Raw genomic sequence first — 20,724 nt, forward strand, 5'->3', positions numbered from 1 at the left:
CAGGAAAGTATTGAAGCCCCTGGCGATCGCCCCCAATTCATCGGCGCGGTCGCTGACCAGGCGACGGGTCAGGTCGCCTTCGCCCTGGGCGATGTCATCGAGCATCGCCACCATTTGCTTGAGCGGCCGGGCAATGCCGTGGCCCACCAGCCAGATCACCAGCAGACCGATGCCGGCAATCACCAGGCCCACCATCGCCATGCCGAAGATATCGGCCTGGCGTTGACGGTCGAGGTCTTGCTGCAACGCTTGCAGGTCGGCCATGACCGCATTCAGCGGCAGTTGCAGCATCAGCGTCCAGCGGGCGTTGGTCTCGCCGATGCCGAACGGCATGTACACCTCGATATGCCCGTGTTCTTCGTCGATGTCGTAGCGCACCTCGCCGACGCCCAGCTTGGCCAGGTTATCCAGTTCGCTGGTGTCCAGCAGGTCGCTGGCCTTTTCCCCGAGTTTGCTCGGGTCCTTGGTGAAGGCCACCAGCCGGTTGTTGCTGGAGAGCAAGGCCATTTCCCCGGCGCCGTCGTACAACTTGCCGTCGGCGGCCACGAGCATGTCCTGGATGAAGTTCACCGACAGATCGGCGCCGACGATGCCCTGGAACTTGCCATCGATCATGATCGGTTCGATGAACGAGGCGAGCATGGTCATCGTGCTGCCAACGCGATAGGGCGCCGGGTCGATCACGCAGGCTTTCTTGCTGTCCTGGGAGCACAGGTAGTACTCACTGGCACGGATGCCGGTGGAGAGCAGTTTCTGATCGGTCACATCGGCGAGTTTTTCCAGGCCCAGGGTGCCGTCCTGGTTACGGAACCACCACGGCAGGAAACGCCCGTTGGTTTCCATGCCCAACACCTGGCTGTTCACATAATTGCCATCGTTGTGGTCGATGGCGTTCGGCTCCCAGGCGATGTAGGCGCCGAGGATCTTCGGGTTGCGCACCACGGTCTCGCGCAACAGGCTGATCATTTGCTCGCGGGACACCTTCAGTTGCGGGTTGCCGTCCGCGCCGTTCATGCCCATCAAGGCGTTGCTGGTGGCCAGGCCGCGGGCTAGCAGCAGCGGGGCTTCCAGTTCTCGCTGGATCAGGCTGGCCTGGGTGCGGGCCAGGGCACCGAGGCGTTGTTCGATGAGTTGTTCGAACTGCGCCTTGGTTCGCTGTTGCACCATGTCCTGGGTGCGCGCGCCGGCAAACAGCGCATACAGCACAAGGGCAGCCACCACGCTGAGTACGATGGCGCCGGCCAGGGCCGCCACGGAAAACTGGATCGATCTGAATTTCATAAAGGCTCCGGACGCGGAAATGACGTCTGGAGCGGTTATCGGCGTTTCTGTGGGGCGACATGAGGGGTAGTTCGTCGGATGACTGTTTTAGCAGTGTGAGTGTCGCAAATGGACTGGGTGAGGTCTGTCCGAAAAACCTGCAATCGCTCGCTGTGTATCTGGCGCCGATACAAATCAAGGCCTAGGATACGCCCACGTTTCCAGGGAGCTTCTTTTACATGAACAAGACATTGATGGTGAGTGCTTTGAGCGCGGCTCTGCTGCTCGCCGGTTGCCAATCGGTCAATACCACCAGCGGCGGAGCCGTGGGCGTGGAACGCAAGCAATACATGTTCAGCATGCTGTCGACCGATCAGGTCAACCAGATGTACGCCCAGTCCTACCAAAAGACGATGGGGGAGGCGAGCGCCCAAGGCGTGCTGGACAAGACCAGCAAGGATGCCAAGCGCATCCAGGTCATCGCCGACCGCTTGATTGCCCAGGCGCCCGTGTTCCGCCCGGATTCGGCGCAGTGGAACTGGGAAGTGAACCTGATCAAGAGCGATGAGCTCAACGCCAATTGCGGTCCTGGCGGCAAGATCATGTTCTACACCGGCCTGATCGACCAGTTGAAGCTGACCGATGCTGAAATTGCCGCGATCATGGGCCACGAAATCGCCCACGCCCTGCGCGAGCACGGGCGCGAAGCGATGTCCAAGGCCTATGGCATCGAGATGGCCAAGCAGGGCGCTGGCGCCTTGTTCGGCCTCGGCCAGGACAGCCTGGCGTTGGCCGACACCGTCGCCAACTACGGCATGACCTTGCCCAACAGCCGCGGCAACGAGAACGAAGCCGACCTGATCGGCCTCGAGCTGGCCGCCCGCGCTGGCTACGACCCGAACGCGGCGATCACCTTGTGGAACAAGATGGCCAAGGCTTCGGAAGGCGCGCCACCGGAATTCATGAGCACCCACCCGTCGTCGAGCAGCCGTATCGCTTCGTTGCAGGCGGCGATTCCGAAGGTGATGCCGCTTTATCAGCAGGCCAAGAAGTAAGCATCGTCATGCTGTGAGGCGGCTGGCCTCATCGCGAGCAAGCTCGCTCCCACAAAGACCTGCAGTGAACACAATCGTGTGAACACCTGCAGCCCCTGTGGGAGCGAGCTTGCTCGCGATAAACGATGACGCGGTCTCAAACCCACCCACTACTCTGCATTGCCTTGTACACCGCCACGATCGCCAGGACGAAGAACGCCGAGGCCGCCAGGCGACGGATCAGGGTCAGGGGCAGCTTCTCGGCGGCGAAATTGCCCGCCAGGACCACCGGCACGTTGGCAATCAACATGCCCACGGTGGTGCCAATGATCACCAGCCACAACTCCGGGTATTGCGCGGCGAGCATCACCGTGGCGATCTGCGTCTTGTCGCCGATTTCCGCCAGGAAGAACGCAATCAACGTCGTCAGGAACGGTCCGAACTTGCGGGCCGTGTTGGCTTCTTCATCGTCCAGTTTGTCCGGGACCAGGGTCCACAGCGCCGTGGCCGTGAAGCTTGCCGCCAATATCCAGTGCAACATTGCGTTGGAGAAAAACCCGCTGACCCAGGCGCCTACTGCCCCGGCGGCTGCGTGGTTGGCAAGTGTTGCAGCAATGATGCCGGCGATGATCGGCCAGGGTTTGCGAAAGCGAGCGGCCAGGATGAGCGCGAGCAATTGCGTCTTGTCGCCGATTTCGGCCAGCGCAACGATGGCGGTAGGTACGAGGAGTGAGTCCAGCATCAGGAATTCCTAAAGGGGCGGGTCGACACGGCTATGACACGTACAGCCTTCCCGCCCCGGGTAAGGTGTGCGTGTCATAGGTCTTGTCAAACCCAGCGACCATCTGCGTGGACGCTTGGGCCGCATACGCCATGGTCTGCTGACCAAGTATGTTGACGTATGCCGGGCGAGCATGGCGCTCGCGGGAGACTACTCCCCTAGGACGGAGCGGATTCTGCCTAGGCAAATCCGATAGAGCAAGTGCTGTTGCCTAAAAGATTTCAACCGCGCTTGGCCCGGTAGATGCGAAAGCCCTGGCCTTCGGCCTTGATTGCGCAGACGCCCAGATGCTCCTCGATCAGTGGCTGGTACTTGAGGAAGCTATTGGCAACCAGCCGCAGTTCGCCGCCGTTTTTCAGATGTTTGGCTGCTTTTCGCAGCAGGTTTTCCGTGGCGTGGTAATCGGTGTGCACGCCGACATGGAACGGTGGGTTGCTCAGGATCGCACTCAAGCCCATCGGTGCGGCGTCGATGCCGTCACCGGTCAGCACCTCGGCCTCCAGGCCGTTGGCGGCCAGGGTCAGGCGACTGCTGGCGGCGGCGAATGCGTCCACGTCCAACAAGGTGACGGTGTTGTGCGGATAACGTCGCTTGACCACCGCCCCCAGCACCCCGGCACCGCAGCCGAAGTCCAGCAAATGCCCGCTGGGCAGTTTATCCAGGTGTTCCAACAGCAACGCACTGCCGCGGTCCAGGCGACCATGGCTGAACACCCCCGGCAGGCTGATGACCTTCAGCGGGCCTTCGGCCAGGGGCAATTCGTAGGTCTGGGCCAGGCTTTCCAGGGGCGTGGCCTCGGGCGCGTTGGCGACGGTGACCTGCCACAGTTGGCAATGCCGCGCGCTGTCGAGCTTGCGTGGCTTGCCGAACGGGTTGAGCTGTTTGGACGCGCCTTCGATGCCGCTGCGCTTTTCCCCCACCAGGTACACCTCGCGACCGGCCAGGCGCGCCGCCACGGCATTGAGGATGTAGTCGGTCAGATCCTTGGCCTTGGGCAGGAACACCACGGCCGTGTCGAACCCACGCTCGGGGACGTTCACGCCAAAGTGGCTGCGCTCGGGGAAGCGAGCCTCCAGCGCGGCCTGATCCCCGGCATGCCAGCACCAGCCATGGGCCTCTGGCAAACGGCCGAGCAGGTCGTCGGCGGGCAGGCCGGCCAACAACACCGACCCCTGGAATAACTCGGCCTGACGAAGCAGTACTTCACTGCGCGGATCCATGGTCTGCTCCTTGAAAAAAAGTGCGGCAGTTTATCAACTGACGACACGCCGCGCTGTACCGCTGAAAAAGCCCTGGGCGTTTTCGCTCATTTGCCCGACGATCCGTTGCCGCGCCTCGCGGCTGCCCCAGGCGTTGTGTGGCGTGACGATCAGCCGTGGAATATCGCCGGCCAGCAGCGGGTTGCCTTGGGCCGGTGGCTCCACGCTCAGCACGTCGGTGGCGGCGCCCCCCAAATGACCGCTGCGCAGGGCCTCGGCCAAGGCCTGTTCGTCAATCAGGCCGCCACGGGCGGTGTTGACCACGAATGCACCGGGCTTGAGCTGCGCCAGTTCGCGGGCGCCGATGAAGTTGTGGGTATGCTCGTTGAGCGGGCAGTGCAGGGTCAGGGCATCGACTTGCGGCAACAATTGCTCCAGCGGCAAGCGGTCGGGGCGGGCCGGGCGCCCGGGGATCTGCCCCAGCAGCACGCGCATGCCAAAGGCTTCGGCCAGCCGTCCGACGGCGCTGCCCAATTCACCGTGGCCCAGCAAGCCCAGGGTCTTGCCTTCGAGTTCGACAATCGGATAATCCAGCAGACAGAACTGCGAGGCCTGCTGCCAGCGACCTTCACCCACCGCTTTTTGATAATCGGCCAGGCGCGTCGCCAGGTTCAGCAACAGCATGATCGTGTGCTGGGCCACCGACGGCGTGCCGTAGCCCTGGCAATTGCACACCGTGATGCCGTGGCGGCGGGCGGCTGCCAGGTCGACATTGTTGGTGCCGGTGGCGCTGATCAGGATCAGCTTCAGTTCAGGGCTGGCCGCCATGGCCTGCGCATCGATCACGATCTTGTTGGTGATTGCCACGGTGGCACCCTTGAGCCGTTCGATGACCTGGTCCTGCGTGGTCCGGGCGAACAATTGCAGGTCGCTGAAGCAGCTGCGCAGCGGGCCCAGGTCCAGGTCGCCGAGGTCCAGGGAGGGGTGGTCGAGGAAAACTGCATGGGCGGTGTTCGTCATCAGCTGTACCTTTTATGTCAAGAACCGAAGGCGTAATGTGGCGAGCCTATCAGATGCGCTGTAGCTGTGGCCTAGCTCGATGTTGGGGCTAATGATGATCCCCTCGCCACAGATTCATTTGTCACACAGTGATGTTTGCTTTGAGATTGAGCTTGCCAAGGAGCCACCATGTACCTCACCGAATTCCTCACCGTCGCCCTGATCCACCTGCTGGCCGTTGCCAGCCCGGGGCCGGATTTTGCCGTGGTGGTGCGCGAAAGCGTGACTCATGGCCGGCGCGCCGGCACCTGGACGGCACTGGGCGTCGGCACGGCGATTTTCCTGCATGTGGGCTATTCGTTGCTGGGTATCGGCCTGATCGTTTCGCAATCGATCGTGCTGTTCAACGCGCTGAAATGGGCCGCCGCCGCGTACCTGCTGTACATCGGCTTCAAGGCTCTGCGGGCGCAACCGGCCAAGCCCACCGAAGACAACCTGCACAAGGAGGCCGGTGAGCGAACCGCCCGCGGCGCGTTCACCTCGGGCTTCGTTACCAATGGCCTGAACCCCAAGGCCACGCTGTTTTTCCTGTCGCTGTTCACCGTGGTGATCAACCCGCACACACCGCTGGCCGTCCAGGCCGGTTACGGCGTGTACCTGGCGGTTGCGACGGCCGCCTGGTTCTGCCTGGTGGCGCTGCTGTTCAGCCAGCAACGGGTGCGCGCCGGGTTTGCACGCATGGGCCACTGGTTCGACCGGACCATGGGTGCCGTGCTCGTCGCCATTGGGGTGAAGCTGGCGTTTACCGAGGCGCACTGATCCCGTTCTGTGTAGGAACTGTGTGGAAGCTGTGTAGGAGCTGCGTAGGAGCTGCGTAGGAGCTGCGTAGGAGCTGTCGAGTGCAACGAGGCTGCGATCTTTCCCCTGACAATTGAGTCGTAAGCGAAAGATCAAAAGATCGCAGCCTCGTTGCACTCGGCAGCTCCTACAGGGGGGCGCGCAGGTCCCGAGGATGGCTCAAGGCTAGTATTGGCGCACCGATCAAATCATTCCTTTGGCTGATTTGATCGGTGTATAAGCGCTCTAGAGTGCTTACTTCCAGCCAAGACCGTGCAGTCAGAAAAGGGACACTTATGTTGCAGACTCGCGTTATTCCTCCCGCCGAAGGCGCTTATCAATACCCGCTGCTGATCAAGCGGCTGCTGATGTCCGGCACGCGTTACGAGAAAACCCGCGAGATCATCTACCGTGACCAGTTGCGCTACAGCTATCCGACGCTGATAGAGCGGGTCGCGCGGCTGGCCAACGTGCTGACCGAGGCGGGGGTCAAGGCCGGTGATACCGTGGCGGTGATGGACTGGGACAGCCATCGCTACCTGGAATGCATGTTCGCAATTCCGATGATCGGCGCGGTGATCCACACCATCAACGTGCGCCTGTCACCGGAGCAGATCCTCTACACCATGAACCACGCCGAGGACCGCTTCGTGCTGGTCAACAGCGAGTTCGTCGGCTTGTACCAGGCGATTTCCGGGCACCTGACCACGGTGGACAAGACCCTGCTTTTGACCGACCTGCCGGAAAAAACCGCCGACCTGCCGAACCTGGTGGGTGAATACGAGCAACTGCTCGCCGCCGCCGCCCCGACCTACGACTTCCAGGATTTCGACGAAAACTCCGTCGCCACCACGTTCTACACCACCGGCACCACGGGCAACCCCAAGGGCGTGTACTTCACCCATCGGCAACTGGTGCTGCACACCATGGGCGTGGCGACCATCATGGGCTCTATCGACAGCGTTCGGCTGCTGGGTACCAACGACGTGTACATGCCCATCACGCCGATGTTCCATGTCCACGCCTGGGGCCTGCCCTATGTCGCGACCATGCTCGGGCTCAAGCAGGTTTACCCGGGTCGCTACGATCCCGAGTTCCTGGTCCAACTGTGGCGCAAGGAAAAGGTCACCTTTTCCCATTGCGTGCCGACCATCCTGCAAATGGTCCTCAACGCCAAGGGGGCCCAGGACACTGACTTTGGCGGTTGGAAGATCGTCATCGGCGGCAGCGCCCTGAACCGCAGCCTGTACGAAGCGGCCAAGGCCCGGGGCATCCAGCTCACTGCCGCCTATGGCATGTCGGAAACCGGCCCGCTGGTGTCCTGCGCCCACCTCAACGATGAACTGATGGCCGGTAGCGAAGACGAACGCACCACTTACCGGATCAAGGCCGGCGTGCCGGGCCCGCTGGTGGAGGCGGCGATCGTCGACACCGAGGGGCGCTTCCTGCCGGCCGACGGCGAGACCCAGGGCGAACTGGTGCTGCGCGCGCCATGGCTCACCGAGGGCTATTTCAACGAGCCGCAGAAGGGCGCCGAGCTCTGGGCCGGCGGCTGGCTGCACACCGGTGACGTCGCCACGCTGGACAACATGGGCTTCATCGACATCCGTGACCGCATCAAGGACGTGATCAAGACCGGGGGCGAATGGATCTCCTCCCTGGACCTGGAAGACCTCATCAGCCGTCACGTGGCGGTACGCGAAGTAGCAGTGGTCGGCATTCCCGACCCGCAGTGGGGCGAGCGGCCGTTTGCCTTGCTGGTGGTTCGCGAAGGCCATCAGCTTGGGGCTCGCGAACTCAAGGAACACCTCAAGCCGTTCGTCGAGCTGGGGCACTTGAGCAAGTGGGCGATCCCGAGCCAGATCGCCCTTGTTACGGAAATTCCCAAGACCAGCGTCGGCAAGCTCGACAAGAAGCGCATCCGCGTCGACATCACCGAATGGCAGAGCAACAACAGCACCTTCCTCTCCACGCTTTAGGCCTTTTTGCCGTGCCCGAAAGGGCACGGCAGCCCCACCAAGCAAGCGCTTGACTTGTCAAACCGAAAATTTCAGCCATCCTTGCCGTGCCGACACCTGTCGGCCTGGCGAAAGGACTGTTCCAGAGTGGTCGGGGCCGCAAATCACACTTTAGAGGGATCAAGCCGTACTACCTGCTGGCTATAGTCCGCGTAAGTATTTTCAAAAACGGGACGCACGTACTAAACGTGCGCTACGACTTTGAACGGAGGGCGGGAGGTGTCATTTCCAGCCGTTGAAAGGGGTTCTTTGAAAATCCTGTCTGCCATAACAATAAAGCACATGGAGTAGCGTCGATGACCACAGCAAATACGTTCTGGCGCCGGGCAAAACTGCCTCTGGCGGTCAGTCTTGCCTCTTCGCTCGCCGGCCCAGCATTCGGCGTCAGTTTCAACATCGGTGAAATCGAAGGCCAGTTCGATTCGTCCCTGTCGGTGGGGGCGAGCTGGTCGACGGCCAACGCCAACAAGGACCTGATCGGTGTCAACAATGGCGGCAAGGGTTTGTCGCAGACCTCCGATGACGGCCACTTGAACTTCAAGCGAGGGGAAACCTTCTCGAAGATCTTCAAGGGCATCCATGACCTGGAACTGAAGTACGGCGATACCGGCGTGTTCGTGCGCGGCAAGTACTGGTACGACTTCGAACTCAAGGACGAAAGCCGCCTGTACAAGGACATCAGCGACAACAACCGCAAGGAAGGCGCCAAATCCTCCGGCGGGCAGATTCTCGATGCATTCGTCTACCACAACTACGCCATCGCCGATCAGCCAGGTTCGGTCCGCCTGGGCAAACAAGTGGTCAGCTGGGGTGAAAGTACCTTCATCCAGGGCGGCATCAACTCCATCAACCCGGTCGACGTGTCCGCGTTCCGTCGCCCTGGTGCGGAGATCAAGGAAGGCCTGATCCCGGTCAACATGTTCTATGTGTCCCAAAGCCTGACTGACAATTTATCGGCTGAAGCTTTCTACCAACTGGAATGGGACCAGACCGTTACCGATAACTGCGGGACGTTCTTCTCCCAGCCGGATGTTATTGCCGATGGCTGTACGGATAACCTGCGGGTGTTGAATAAAAGCTCAACGATCCCCGGCTTCGCCCTGCCACTTCTGGCCGCAAACGGCGTGGATGTGAACGAGGAGGGCGTGCTGGTGCGCCGCGGCGCTGACCGTGATGCCCGCGACAGCGGCCAGTGGGGCGCGTCCCTGAAGTACATGTTCGAGCCTTTGGACACCGAGTTCGGTGCCTACTTCATGAACTACCACAGCCGTGCGCCGATTTTCAGTGCTACCGGTGCCCCTCAATCGGTCTACAACAGCGCGCCTCTATTTGGTCAATTGGCACCGCTGGTCGTAGCGGGCAACTCCAATTATTTCGTTGAATACCCGGAAGACATTCGACTCTACGGCCTGAGTTTTTCCACGACCCTGCCTACCGGCACGGCGTGGAGCGGCGAAATCAGCTACCGTCCGAACGCGCCTGTTCAACTGAGTACCACTGATATCCTCTTCGCTGGTGTGACGCCACTTCCCGGTCTTGGCAATGCTTCGGTACTCCAGGGCGCGCCGGGCCAAGACCTGCATGGCTATCGCCGTAAAGAGATCACCCAGTTCCAGACCACATTCACTCACTTCCTGGACCAGGTCATGGGCGCGAGCCGCTTGACCCTGGTGGGCGAAGTCGGGGTGACCCATGTCGGTGGCCTGGAAAGCAAGTCCGAAGCCCGCTACGGTCGTGATCCGGTGTTCGGCCCTGGTGAGTTGCCAAACGGTTTCTGTAACACGCTCAATACCTCGACTGCGGCAGGTGGCGGCCAGACCATCAACGACGTGAACAGCAACTGCAACAACGACGGCTTCACCACCTCCACCTCCTGGGGCTACCGTGCGCGCGCCATCTGGGAGTACCCGGACGTCTTTGCCGGAGTCAACCTCAAGCCCAACGTGGCCTGGTCCCATGACGTCAAGGGTTACTCGCCAGGCCCCGGCGGCAACTTCGAGGAAGGCCGCAAGGCCGTCAGCCTCGGGCTGGATGCCGAGTACCAGAACACCTACAACGCCAGCCTGGCCTACACCAACTTCTTTGGTGGCGACTTCAGCACTGTGGACGATCGTGACTTCCTGGCGCTCAGCGTCGGCGTGACCTTCTAAGCACCGTATTTCAGGACGACACACTATGAAAATAACAAAGAATCTGTTGCAGGCCGGTGTTCTGGGGCTCTCCCTGCTGGCCGCCAGTGTCATGGCGGCAGTGCCTGCGGCCGAGGCCGATAAACTCGGCAAGAGCCTGACGCCGATGGGCGCCGAGATGGCCGGCAATGCCGACGGCTCGATCTCGGCCTGGAAACCCATGGCCAAGAATGCCGGTGCCGTGGACAGCAAGGGCTTCCTCGCCGACCCGTACGCCAGTGAAAAACCGCTGTTCACCATCACCGCGCAGAACGTCGACCAGTACAAGGACAAACTCGCGCCGGGCCAGTACGCGATGTTCAAGCGTTACCCGGAAACCTTCAAGATGCCGGTCTATCCGACCCATCGCGGTGCCACCGTGCCGGACGAGGTGTTCGCCTCCATCAAGAAAAACGCGGTCAACACCAAGCTGGTCTCCGGCGGTAATGGCCTGGAAAACTTCGAGACGGCCGTGCCGTTTCCGATTCCCCAGAGCGGCGTGGAAGTCATCTGGAACCACATCACCCGCTATCGCGGCGGCAGCGTGACGCGCCTGGTCACCCAGGCCACCCCGCAGCCCAACGGTTCGTACAGCCTGGTGTATTTCCGCGACCAGTTCGTGTTCCGCGACAAGATGAAGGATTTCGATCCGGCCAACCCTGGCAACATCCTGTTCTACTTCAAGCAGCAAGTGACCGCGCCGGCGCGTCTGGCCGGTGGTGTGCTGCTGGTGCACGAAACCCTCGACCAGGTGAAGGAACCGCGTTCGGCGTGGGTCTACAACGCTGGCCAGCGTCGTGTGCGCCGTGCCCCGCAAGTGTCCTACGATGGCCCGGGTACCGCCGCCGACGGCCTGCGTACCTCCGACAACCTGGACATGTACAACGGCGCGCCGGACCGTTACAACTGGAAGCTGGAAGGCAAGAAAGAGCTGTACATCGCCTCCAACAGCTACAAGATCGATTCGCCGCAACTCAAGTACGCCGACATCCTCAAGGCCGGCCACATCAACCAGGACCTGGCGCGTTACGAGTTGCGTCGTGTCTGGCACGTGACCGCGACGCTGAAGGAAGGCCAGCGCCACATCTACGCCAAACGTGACTTCTTCATCGATGAAGACACCTGGCAAGCCGCGGTGATCGACCATTACGACGGCCGTGGCCAACTGTGGCGAGTGGCCGAGGCCCATGCCGAGAACTACTACGACAAGCAAGTGCCGTGGTATGCCCTGGAAACCCTCTACGACCTGCAATCCGGCCGCTACCTGGCGCTGGGCATGAAGAACGAAGAGAAATCGGCCTACGACTTCGGCTTTACCGCCACCACCGCCGATTTCACCCCGAACGCACTGCGTCAGGAAGGCATCCGCTAAACCGCTTTACCCGAGGCCGCATCCTCGAAGAAACGCCCCGACTGGTTCGGGGCTTTTTTTTGATTTACGCCCCCTTGGCGAGAGAGCTTGCTTCCGCTGGGTTGCGATCTTTTGATCTTTCACTTGAGACTCAAGTGTCTGGGGAAAGATCGCAGCCTCGCTGCACTCGACAGCTCCTACAGAGTTCCTGCAGCCGAGAGGGGATGAATCCTCTCGCCACAAAAGCGGTGCCTTCAAGGACGATCGGCTTGTAGTCTTTTTGTAGCCATTTGTAGCACTCCCTTCAATACCTCCTCGTTTACCGCTAGTCTGCGGACATCTGCAACGCCGCCACCCGCATTCCAACAAGAGCCGGCCATGACTGATTTGTCTTCACTTCCGGGTTCTGCCCGCGCAGCCATCGCGGTACAGGACGGGCGTTTCTACCGCCCGCCCTTGCCCGACGGTCACGTTGTGCGGCCGCGGTTGTGCGAGCGTTTGAGCGCAGGGCTCGGAGGCAGGTTGCTGTTGGTCAGTGCCCCGGCGGGGTTCGGTAAAAGCTCTCTGGCGGTGGAGTTCTGCCAGAGCCTGCCGGCCCATTGGCAAAGCCTCTGGCTGGGGCTCAGCGTCCGGGACAACGATCCGGGGCGCTTCCTGGAGCGGTTGCTCGAAGGGCTCCAGGCGTTTTTCCCGCAACTGGGCGGCCGGGCACTGGGGCTGCTGAAAATGCGCCAACGTCATCAACCCTTTGCTTTCGAAGAATGGCTCGACGGCCTGCTGGACGAACTGTCCACGCACTTATCGCCCCGCGAGCCGTTGCTGCTGGTGCTCGACGATTACCACCTGGCCCAAAGCCCGGTACTGGATCGCTGCCTGCAGTTTTTCCTCAATCACCTGCCCGACGGGTTGCTGGTCCTCGTCACCAGCCGCCAGCGCCCGGACTGGCATTTGGCGCGCCTGCGCCTGTCGCGGCAATTGCTCGAACTCAATGAACAGGACCTGCGCCTGACCCATGACGAGGCCTTGACCCTGCTCCAGCACCACAGCAGTTCGTTGCGCGGTGAGGCGCTGGAAAATCTTATCCAGCGCAGCGAAGGTTGGGTGGCCGGGTTGCGTTTCTGGCTGTTGGCCGCTTCCGAAGCCGGTACCGAAGGCCTGCTGCCCCAGGCCTTGCACGGCGGCGAAGGGCTGATTCGCGATTATCTGCTCGAAGAGGTCATCGACTGCCTGCCCGCCGAGGTGCAGGCATTTCTCTACGACACGGCTCCTCAGGAACGCTTTTGCAGCGAACTGTGCGACGCCGTGCGCGAAGCCCATGACAGCGCCGAAATCCTGCGTTACCTGGCGGCCCACCAAGTGTTTCTGGTACCGCTGGACGAGCACGGCCATTGGTACCGATATCACCACCTGTTTTCCGACCTGCTGCGCAGTCGCCCCAGCGCACCGGCCATGGTCCCGGCCGCGACGCTGCATTTGCGGGCCTGTCGCTGGTTCAACGCCCAGGGCCTGATCGACGAAGCCGTGGAACAAGCGCTGCGGGCCGGGCATCTGGACGTCGCGGCGAACCTGGTGCAGAACCTCTCGGAGGAGCAACTGCTGGCCGAGCAGAACGTCGGCATGTTGCTGCGCTGGAAAATGGACTTGCCCGACAGCCTGCTCATCAGCACCCCGCGGCTGATCGTGCTCTACAGCTGGGCGTTGGGGCTGGCCTGCCAGCTGGACGCTGCTGAAGAGCTGGCGGCGCACTTGAGTCGTTTCCTGCCGGCCCCTTCGGCCACCGCGCAAAAATCCATGCTCGCCCAATGGCTGGCCCTGAGCGGGATCGTCGCCCGTGGCCGGGGGGACCGCGAGGCCACCGTGCGTTATTGCAGCGAAGCGTTGGAGAGCCTGCCGCAAAAACGTTACGGCCAGCGCCTGATGTGCCTGTCCACACTGTCGAACCTGGCGATTGCCGATGGCGACCTGTGGCGCGCCCGGAACCTGAACCGTGATTCCCTGGAGCTGGCGCAGCGGGTCGGTAATCCACTGTTCGAGGCCCTGGCCCATTACGATCGTGCCCGGGTCCTGCAGGCGCGGGGGGAGATCCTGCGGGCGCTGGATGAAGTGCACCAGGGCCTGCAACGTTTGCACAAACTGTCGCCCCAGCGGCTTTATGCGGTTCGGGCGCGCTTGATCATGTACGAAGGTTTTTTGCTGACCTTGCGCATGCAGCCCCAGGCCGGCCTTGCGCGCTTGCAGGCGGGCCTCACCGAAGCCCGCGCCTGCCGCGACATCAGCGTGCTGATCGGCCATTGCGTGATCGCGCGTATCGAAGGCTACCGTGGCGAGTTCGCCCGGGCCTTCGCCGAACTGGCTGAAGCCGAGCGCCTGATGCATATCTGGGATGTTCCGCCGATCTACTATCTGGCGATGATCACCCTGGTCAAGTGCGAACTCTGGTTGGCCCAGGGGCGCACCGACCTGGCCGAAGCCTGGCTGGCCCGGCTGGGCCAGACCTACACGGGTGAGCGGGCCGCCGCCGCACCGGAATTCCACCCGCAATTGCCGCTGCATGTCGAGTTGCAGCAGGCGGTGCTGGAGTCCATCCGGGGCCAACCGATACTCGCGCAAGGGCGGCTCGATGCCTTGCTTGAACACGGTCAGCAAAGTGGCCGGCAGATGCTCAGCGTGATGGCGCTCAACCAGAAAGTCGCCTTGCTGCTGAGCATCGGGCGTGAACCCGAAGCCCGTCGCACCCTGGCCCAGGCTTTCGAAGCCGCCAGCGGCGGGGTATTGCAGCCTTTCGAATGGTTGTTCGGTGAGCACCGCGAATGGTTGCGTGAACAACTGGTGCATGCGCCACCCAGTACCTTGCGCGAACATTTGCTCGAACGCCTGCCCTCGATGGTGGCCCAACCCGCCGACCCAACGGCGCCCGTCGAAACCCTCAGCAGTCGCGAGCGAGCGGTGTTGCAGTTGATTGCCCAAGGATGCTCGAACCAGGAAATCAGCGAGCAGTTGTTTATCTCGCTGCACACCGTCAAGACTCACGCCAGCCACATCAACAGCAAGCTCGGCGTCGAGCGCCGCACCCAGGCGGTGGCGCGGGCGAAGGCGTTGGGGTTGTTGGGTTGAGCGAGATTTTGGGAACGGTGAAAAAAACCTGTGGCGAGGGAGCTTGCTCCCGCTGGGCCTGTAGGAGCTGTGTAGGAGCTGTGTAGGAGCTGTCGAGTGCAACGAGGCTGCGATCTTCCCCCAGACAATTGAGTCGTAAGCGAAAGAACAGGATCAAAAGATCGCAGGCTTCGCTCCTACAGAACCCCGCGGGAACAAGCTTCCCCGCCACAAAGGCTTTGACAAGGAATCCCCCGATGTTGCCCCAGTACAAAACCATCCAATCCCCCGTCGGCCAACTGATCCTCGTCGCCCGGGAGACACGGCTGGCGGCCATCCTCTGGGAAAACGAGCGGCTCAATCGGGTGCGGCTGGGGCCTTTGGAGGAGGACACCCAGCATCCGGTCCTCAAGGAAACCGAGCGTCAGTTGCTGGAATACTTCGCCGGCCAGCGCCGTCGTTTCGAGCTGGAACTGGACTTCGCGGGGACTGACTTCCAGATCCGGGTCTGGCAAGCCCTGTTGACCATCCCCTTCGGCGAAACCCGCAGCTACCGCGACATCGCCATCCAGATTGGCCAACCGACGGCGGTCCGGGCGGTCGGCGCCGCCAATGGTCGCAACCCCATTTCGATCATCGCCCCATGCCACCGCGTCATCGGCACCTCGGGCAGCCTTACCGGTTTCGCTGGCGGCCTGGCGGCGAAACAGTTGCTGCTCAGCCTTGAAGGTCAGCAGAGCCTGCAATTGGCGTTCTGAACCGATTTCACTCATCTATCCCTTGTGGGAGCGGGGATTTGGGAGGCCGCATGCGCGTCGGCGGTTGGCCGTTGGCGTTGTGCTGGTAGATCTTCGTGGGCTGCCCCTGTTCATTGAAGAACACCTGGCCAATGCCAGCGCTGTTCCACAGCCGCTCACCGGCCTCGGCGTGTTCCGGGGTGTGGGGGACGATGCGCATGCTGCGGCGCTTGGTGAACCAGTTCAGGGGCGAGCGCGGCGAGTAGAGCCAGCGGTTCAGGCGATCGAACCATTCCAGCAGCGCAGGCGGGAATTCATTCTTGATGCCGCTGCTGGTGATCTGCCAGATGCGCGGACCGCCCTTGCGGTGTGGGATCAATACTTCGTAAACGAAGGAATAATGCACGTCCCCGGACAGCACCACGTAATTCCCGGGCGTACGCGAGTGGCGGAAAATGTTCAGGATCACCTGGGCAGCGCCGCGATGGGCCATCCAGTTTTCCGCATCCACCAGCAGCGGATAACCGCACCAACTGAACACCCGTTGCACGGTCTCGATCAGCTTCACGCCGAAGATCGGCGCCGGTGAGACGATGATCGCCGAGGGATGATCCAACAGCTCTTGCTGCAACTCGCTCAGGGCTTCCCAATCCAGCAGGCCGGAAGGCTGCTTGAGGTTGTTCTCGCTGCGCCAGCGACGGGTGCGGGTGTCGAGTACCACCAGGGCCGGGGTGCTCGGCAGCACGTAATGCCATTGCTGGAAAGCCAGCAGGGTGTCGATCAGTTGGTCCTGGGGTTTGCTGTCCAGGTAACGGTCCCGGGCGGTGTCGCTCAGGGCCAAGGTTTGCGGGAGCACGTCAGCAAAGGCATCCGGGTTGTTACCCCAGCCCTGGCAGAGCATGTAGGCGAGCAACGCATTGCCGATGATGCGTTTGGAGAACGGATGGCCATAGGCCGTTTCCTCCCACTGAGCAGACAGGTTCCAGTCATCGGTAATGTCGTGGTCGTCGAAAATCATCAGGCACGACAGGTGCGCAAACACCCGCGCCACGCCGCCCAGCCCGGTCTTGAACGCATCGATGCGCTGCTGCTCCAGGTCGTAGCGCTGGCGCCGTTCGACGGTCAGTTCGGGCGGCTGCACCGCAATCAACGTCCAGGGCACCGGTGACCACACCAGCAGGTACATCGCCATGACCTCGGCGAAGGTCACCAGGTGATTGTCGGCGCTGCTGCTGGTGAAAATCGGCTTGCGGGCCCCGCCGAAAAATCGCTCGCGCAGGGTTTCGTTGCTCTCAAGCGCGGGCAACAGATCGGCACGATGGTAATAACTGGCCGGGTGCTGATAGAGCTTGGCGCTGTCTTCCACCACGGCACCGTCCAGGCATTCCTCGAACAACCCCAAGCGTTCGATCAACCCATGAATCGCCCGCAACATGGGCCCGGCGACGTCGTCGGCATAGACCTGGTCGCCGCTCATCATCAGCAATGCCGGACGTTGCGCCGGGGCTTGCGCCAACAGCCGATCGACGCAGAGCAGGCCGTCGTTGGCCGGGTAGTGGGGCTTGCGGCAAGAGCCGTGGACCAGTTGCTCGATGCGCGAGTGCAGCATGAAATTCGGGCGCCGAGCACCGTCATACAGCAGATGCGGCGCCCATTCGGCGATGGGCGCGCCGTCCACCAGCAAGTCGTAGTCGATCGTCACGTCTTGGGGCAGGGGGCTGTCGAGCCGCACATCGATCAGGTGCACAAACGCCTGCTGTCCCACCGGCACCACGGTGCAGCGCGACGCATCCAGTGCAAGATCGCCCACACCGTCCACCTGTAACGTCAACGCCAAGGCTCGCGTACCCACAAGCCACATCACCAGGCGCGTGGGCTCCAGCCGTCGCAGCAGTGGACCGACCAGGACGGGGGGCAGAGAGGTGGTATCGGCAGTAGACGGCAGCATTCGCGGGTAAAAGCTCTGTTCAGGGAGAGGCGGGGATCATAACGCAATGTGCCGGGTTGCTGGAGGCGGTAGATTGATGGCAAGAAAGTTGCGCCCGCTGGGCCTGCGCACGCTGTGTAGGAGCTGCCGAGTGCAACGAGGCTGCGATCTTTCCCCAGGCGCTTGAGTCTCAAGCGAAAAATCAAAAGATCGCAGCCTTCGGCAGCTCCTACAGGCACAGTGGGACCTTATTGGGCCTTGTTGGAAGCCTCAGCCGCCTTGATCAGGTCCGGCCCGATCTCCTGTTCGAACTTCGCCCATACCGGCTTCATTTTTTCGCGCCAGGCATTACGCTCCTGCGGTGTGAGGGTAATGATCTGGGTGGTCTTGGCGTCCAGCACATGCTGCTTGTCCTGCTGGTTGAATCGCTCCGCTTCCTGGTTGGCATAGTCGGTGGATTCGACCACGATCTTGTCCAATTCGCTGCGGATGTCCGGTGGCAGGCCGTTCCAGAAATCCGACGTGGTGATCAGCATGTAGTCGAGTATGCCGTGGTTGGACTCGGTGACGTATTTCTGCACTTCATTGAGCTTCTGGTTATAGAAGTTGGAGTAGGTGTTTTCCGTGCCGTTGACCAAACCGGTGCGCAAAGCCTGGTACACCACCGAGAAGATCATCGGTTGCGCTTTGGCGCCCACTGCCTGGAACTGTTCCTGCAGCACCGCAGAAGTCTGTATCCGGAACGTCTGGCCGCGGGCATCCCCGGGGGTGCGCAGCGGCTTGTTGGCCGATAGCTGCTTCATGCCGTTGTGCCAATAGGCCAGGCCGGTGATGTTCTTGCTTTCCATGGACTTGAGCAGCTTCTGGCCCTCGGGGCTGCGCTGAAAACGGTCCACTGCGGCGATGTCGTTGAACAAGAAGGGCAAGTCGAACAACTGCACCGACTTGGTGTACTGATCGAACTTGGCCAGCGAGCGCGCAATGATCTGCACGTCTCCCAACAGCAGCGCCTCCATCTCCTTGTCGTCGCCATACAACGTGGCGCGTGGATACACCTCGACCCTCACCTTGCCCGGCAGCCGCTCCTCCACCAGCTTCTTGAACATCAACGCGCCCTGGCCCTTGGGCGTTTGTTCGCCTACGACATGGGAAAACTTGATCACGATCGGCTCTGCGGCCGCGGCCGTTGCGAACAGGCTGAAACTCAAGGTATAGACGAGCGCTTTCCATAGAGGCGTTAGCATTGCAAGGCTTCCCTGTTTTTATTGTTCGAAGACACATACCCGTGTTTGGCCCAACACCTGCGTGGCGAGGCGCGTTACGCTTTCGCCACGCAGTGTGTGTTTATCGGGCTTAACTCATCCCCAACCAATTCGGTAGCGCCATCGAAATCCACGGCACATAGGTAATCAGCATCAGGAACGCCAGCAGAATCATCAACCATGGCATGGCCGCACGGATGGTGGCGGGCAGGGACATGCCGGTTACCGCTGAGGTGACGAACAGGTTCAGCCCCACCGGCGGTGTGATCAAGCCGATCTCCAGGTTCACCACCATGATGATGCCCAGGTGGATCGGGTCGATGCCCAGCTTCATGGCGATGGGGAACAGGATCGGCGCCAGGATCAGAATGATCGCCGAAGGCTCCATGAACGCACCGGCGATCAGCAGCACGATGTTCACCACCAGCAGGAAGGCCACCGGCGTCAACCCGGCCTCGATCACCCATGCCGTGATTTGCTGCGGCAGTTGCTCGGTGGTCAGTACATGGGCGAAAAGCATGGCGTTGGCGATGATGAACATCAGCATGATGCTCAGCTTGGCCGACTCCAGCAGCACCTTCGGTGTCTCGCGGAACGTGAGGTCCTTGTAGACGAACAATGCAATGAACGCCGAATACACCGCCGCCACCGCCGCTGCTTCGGTAGGGGTGAACATCCCGGAGTAGATCCCGCCGAGGATGATGACCATCAGCAACAGGCCCCAGATGGCCTTGCGCGCGGTGGCCAACCATTCACGGAACGTCGCCCGGGGAAGGGCTGGCAGGTTCTTCTTCACGGCGACGACGTAGATCGCCACCATCAGTGAAACCCCCAGGAGCAGGCCCGGCACGACACCGGCCATGAACAGCTTGCCCACTGATGTTTCGGTCGCTGCGGCGTACACCACCATCACGATCGAGGGCGGAATCAGGATGCCCAGGGTCCCGGCATTACACACGATGCCTGCGCCAAACGACTGTGGATAACCCGAGCGCACCATCCCGGCAATGGCGATGGAACCGACCGCCGCCACCGTCGCGGGACTTGAGCCCGACAACGCCGCAAACAACATGCAGGCCAGCACCGCCGCAATCGCCAGGCCGCCACGGATATGCCCGACGCAGGCGTTGGCAAAGTCGATCAGCCGCCGCGCCACGCCGCCGGTGGTCATGAACGCGCCGGCCAGCAGGAAGAACGGAATCGCCAGCAACGTGTAGTGCTCGGAGGTTTCGAACAGCTTGATCGCCAGGGAACGCACGGAGTCGGGGCTGAAGAAAATGATGGTCAGCGAGCCGGCCAAACCCAGCGAAATGGCAATGGGCACGCCGATGAGCATCAGCACGAACAGTGCTATGAACAGGAAGGCAATGGTCATGGCTTGTCTTCCTCGTGTTCGGTCAATTTCATGGCTTCGGCCGCTTCATCGGCCAAGCCCAGGCCGGTCTGGCGATTCATCAGGATGCGCACGAGAATTTCCGCGAAACGAATAAACACCAGCGCGAACCCTACCGGCACGATCAACCCGACGTGCCACTGCATGATGCCGAAATGGCCGAGGTCCTCGGCGCCGATCTGGGCAATCATCAGAGTGTTGATCCATTCGTAACTCGCCACTGCCAGCAGCCCGGCGTAGGCGAGGCAGCACAGGCAAGCGATGACGCCAATGAAACGCTGCACCGGCTTGCTCGCCAGTTTCACCAGCGCATCGACGCCGATGTGTCCGGCCGTGCGCACGCCGTACGACAGCCCGAAAAAGATCAGCCAGCCAAACAGGGCCTTGGTCAGTGACGTGCTCCAGGTCATGGCCTGGGCCATGCCCATGACAGCGTCGCCTATGGCGAACATCGGTTCGCTCGCGGCTGACCATTGGTCGCCGAGGCTATAGAAAACGGTATAGAGATTGTTGAGCACCACGTAGACGAACGTTACAAGCGTCATGGCGGCCAGAAGGAAAGCAATAAAAGCTTCCTCGAAGTGTTCCCAGGTGCGCCGAAGGGCGTTCATGGCGTGACCTCTCCTGTGGGGGACGATAGGCCGACGCTGCCAGGGCGGCAGCGC

General features: G+C 61.6%; 14 protein-coding genes, 1 pseudogene and 1 riboswitch. Of the genes and pseudogenes, 7 read left to right on the forward strand and 8 right to left on the reverse strand.

Annotated elements, in window-relative coordinates; genetic code table 11:
• A pseudogene (locus GFU70_RS29015) lies at positions 1-1,281 on the reverse strand (HAMP domain-containing protein); the annotation flags it as partial.
• 218 nt (positions 1,282-1,499) lie between these two features.
• On the opposite strand from GFU70_RS29015, the gene GFU70_RS04610 reads away from it, so the two are divergent.
• Entirely contained in the window at positions 1,500-2,315 is an 816-nt protein-coding gene (locus GFU70_RS04610) for a M48 family metallopeptidase (RefSeq protein ID WP_058543353.1), read from the forward strand.
• A 136-nt stretch (positions 2,316-2,451) separates the two neighbouring features.
• On the opposite strand, the gene GFU70_RS04615 is transcribed toward GFU70_RS04610, so the two are convergent.
• The 3 genes from GFU70_RS04615 to GFU70_RS04625 form a co-directional block, all read right to left on the reverse strand.
• A complete protein-coding gene (locus GFU70_RS04615; RefSeq protein ID WP_058543354.1) occupies positions 2,452-3,036 on the reverse strand; it encodes a TMEM165/GDT1 family protein in 585 nt (194 codons plus the stop codon).
• 89 nt (positions 3,037-3,125) lie between these two features.
• Positions 3,126-3,246, reverse strand: a riboswitch (yybP-ykoY riboswitch).
• Between the two features lie 50 nt (positions 3,247-3,296).
• On the reverse strand, positions 3,297-4,295 hold the full coding sequence (locus tag GFU70_RS04620) for a class I SAM-dependent methyltransferase (RefSeq protein ID WP_058543355.1): 999 nt from the start codon (positions 4,293-4,295) through the stop codon (positions 3,297-3,299).
• Between the two features lie 33 nt (positions 4,296-4,328).
• The gene (locus tag GFU70_RS04625; protein ID WP_058543356.1) at positions 4,329-5,294 is read right to left on the reverse strand and encodes a 2-hydroxyacid dehydrogenase; all 966 of its coding nucleotides are present in this window, start codon (positions 5,292-5,294) and stop codon (positions 4,329-4,331) included.
• Between the two features lie 168 nt (positions 5,295-5,462).
• Here GFU70_RS04625 and GFU70_RS04630 point away from each other — a divergent pair, with 168 nt between their 5' ends.
• From GFU70_RS04630 to GFU70_RS04655, 6 genes are all read left to right on the forward strand, one after another.
• A complete protein-coding gene (locus tag GFU70_RS04630; protein WP_058543357.1) occupies positions 5,463-6,092 on the forward strand; it encodes a LysE family translocator in 630 nt (209 codons plus the stop codon).
• A 314-nt stretch (positions 6,093-6,406) separates the two neighbouring features.
• Entirely contained in the window at positions 6,407-8,089 is a 1,683-nt protein-coding gene (locus tag GFU70_RS04635) for a fatty acid--CoA ligase (RefSeq protein WP_153387662.1), read from the forward strand.
• Between the two features lie 335 nt (positions 8,090-8,424).
• Complete coding sequence (locus GFU70_RS04640; protein ID WP_153387663.1) at positions 8,425-10,278, forward strand: DUF1302 domain-containing protein; 1,854 nt, start codon at positions 8,425-8,427, stop codon at positions 10,276-10,278.
• A gap of 25 nt (positions 10,279-10,303) precedes the next feature.
• Positions 10,304-11,668 carry a DUF1329 domain-containing protein gene (locus GFU70_RS04645; protein ID WP_116643154.1) on the forward strand — a complete coding sequence of 455 codons (1,365 nt, stop codon included), beginning with the start codon at positions 10,304-10,306 and terminating at the stop codon, positions 11,666-11,668.
• A 357-nt stretch (positions 11,669-12,025) separates the two neighbouring features.
• Positions 12,026-14,761: a LuxR C-terminal-related transcriptional regulator gene (locus GFU70_RS04650; RefSeq protein ID WP_153387664.1), complete on the forward strand. Its 2,736-nt coding sequence runs from the start codon at positions 12,026-12,028 to the stop codon at positions 14,759-14,761.
• 236 nt (positions 14,762-14,997) lie between these two features.
• Positions 14,998-15,498, forward strand: a complete 501-nt coding sequence (locus GFU70_RS04655) for a methylated-DNA--[protein]-cysteine S-methyltransferase (protein WP_058543362.1) — start codon at positions 14,998-15,000, stop codon at positions 15,496-15,498.
• 7 nt (positions 15,499-15,505) lie between these two features.
• Here the strand turns inward: GFU70_RS04655 and GFU70_RS04660 are convergent, their stop codons facing one another.
• The 4 genes from GFU70_RS04660 to GFU70_RS04675 all read right to left on the reverse strand — a co-directional run bounded on the left by GFU70_RS04660 (position 15,506) and on the right by GFU70_RS04675 (position 20,670).
• Positions 15,506-17,425: an alkaline phosphatase D family protein gene (locus GFU70_RS04660; protein ID WP_153387665.1), complete on the reverse strand. Its 1,920-nt coding sequence runs from the start codon at positions 17,423-17,425 to the stop codon at positions 15,506-15,508.
• Positions 17,426-17,652: 227 nt separating this feature from the next.
• Positions 17,653-18,648: a TRAP transporter substrate-binding protein gene (locus GFU70_RS04665; RefSeq protein ID WP_058543364.1), complete on the reverse strand. Its 996-nt coding sequence runs from the start codon at positions 18,646-18,648 to the stop codon at positions 17,653-17,655.
• 109 nt (positions 18,649-18,757) lie between these two features.
• Positions 18,758-20,041, reverse strand: coding sequence for a C4-dicarboxylate TRAP transporter large permease protein DctM (gene dctM / locus GFU70_RS04670; protein WP_058543365.1), 1,284 nt, complete (start codon positions 20,039-20,041; stop codon positions 18,758-18,760).
• Positions 20,038-20,670, reverse strand: coding sequence for a TRAP transporter small permease (locus tag GFU70_RS04675; RefSeq protein ID WP_058543366.1), 633 nt, complete (start codon positions 20,668-20,670; stop codon positions 20,038-20,040). The genes dctM and GFU70_RS04675 overlap by 4 nt, the downstream gene beginning before the upstream one ends.
• Between the last annotated feature and the right edge of the window lie 54 nt (positions 20,671-20,724).

The organism is Pseudomonas brassicacearum, from assembly GCF_009601685.2.
GTDB classification, from domain to species: domain Bacteria; phylum Pseudomonadota; class Gammaproteobacteria; order Pseudomonadales; family Pseudomonadaceae; genus Aquipseudomonas; species Aquipseudomonas kilonensis_B.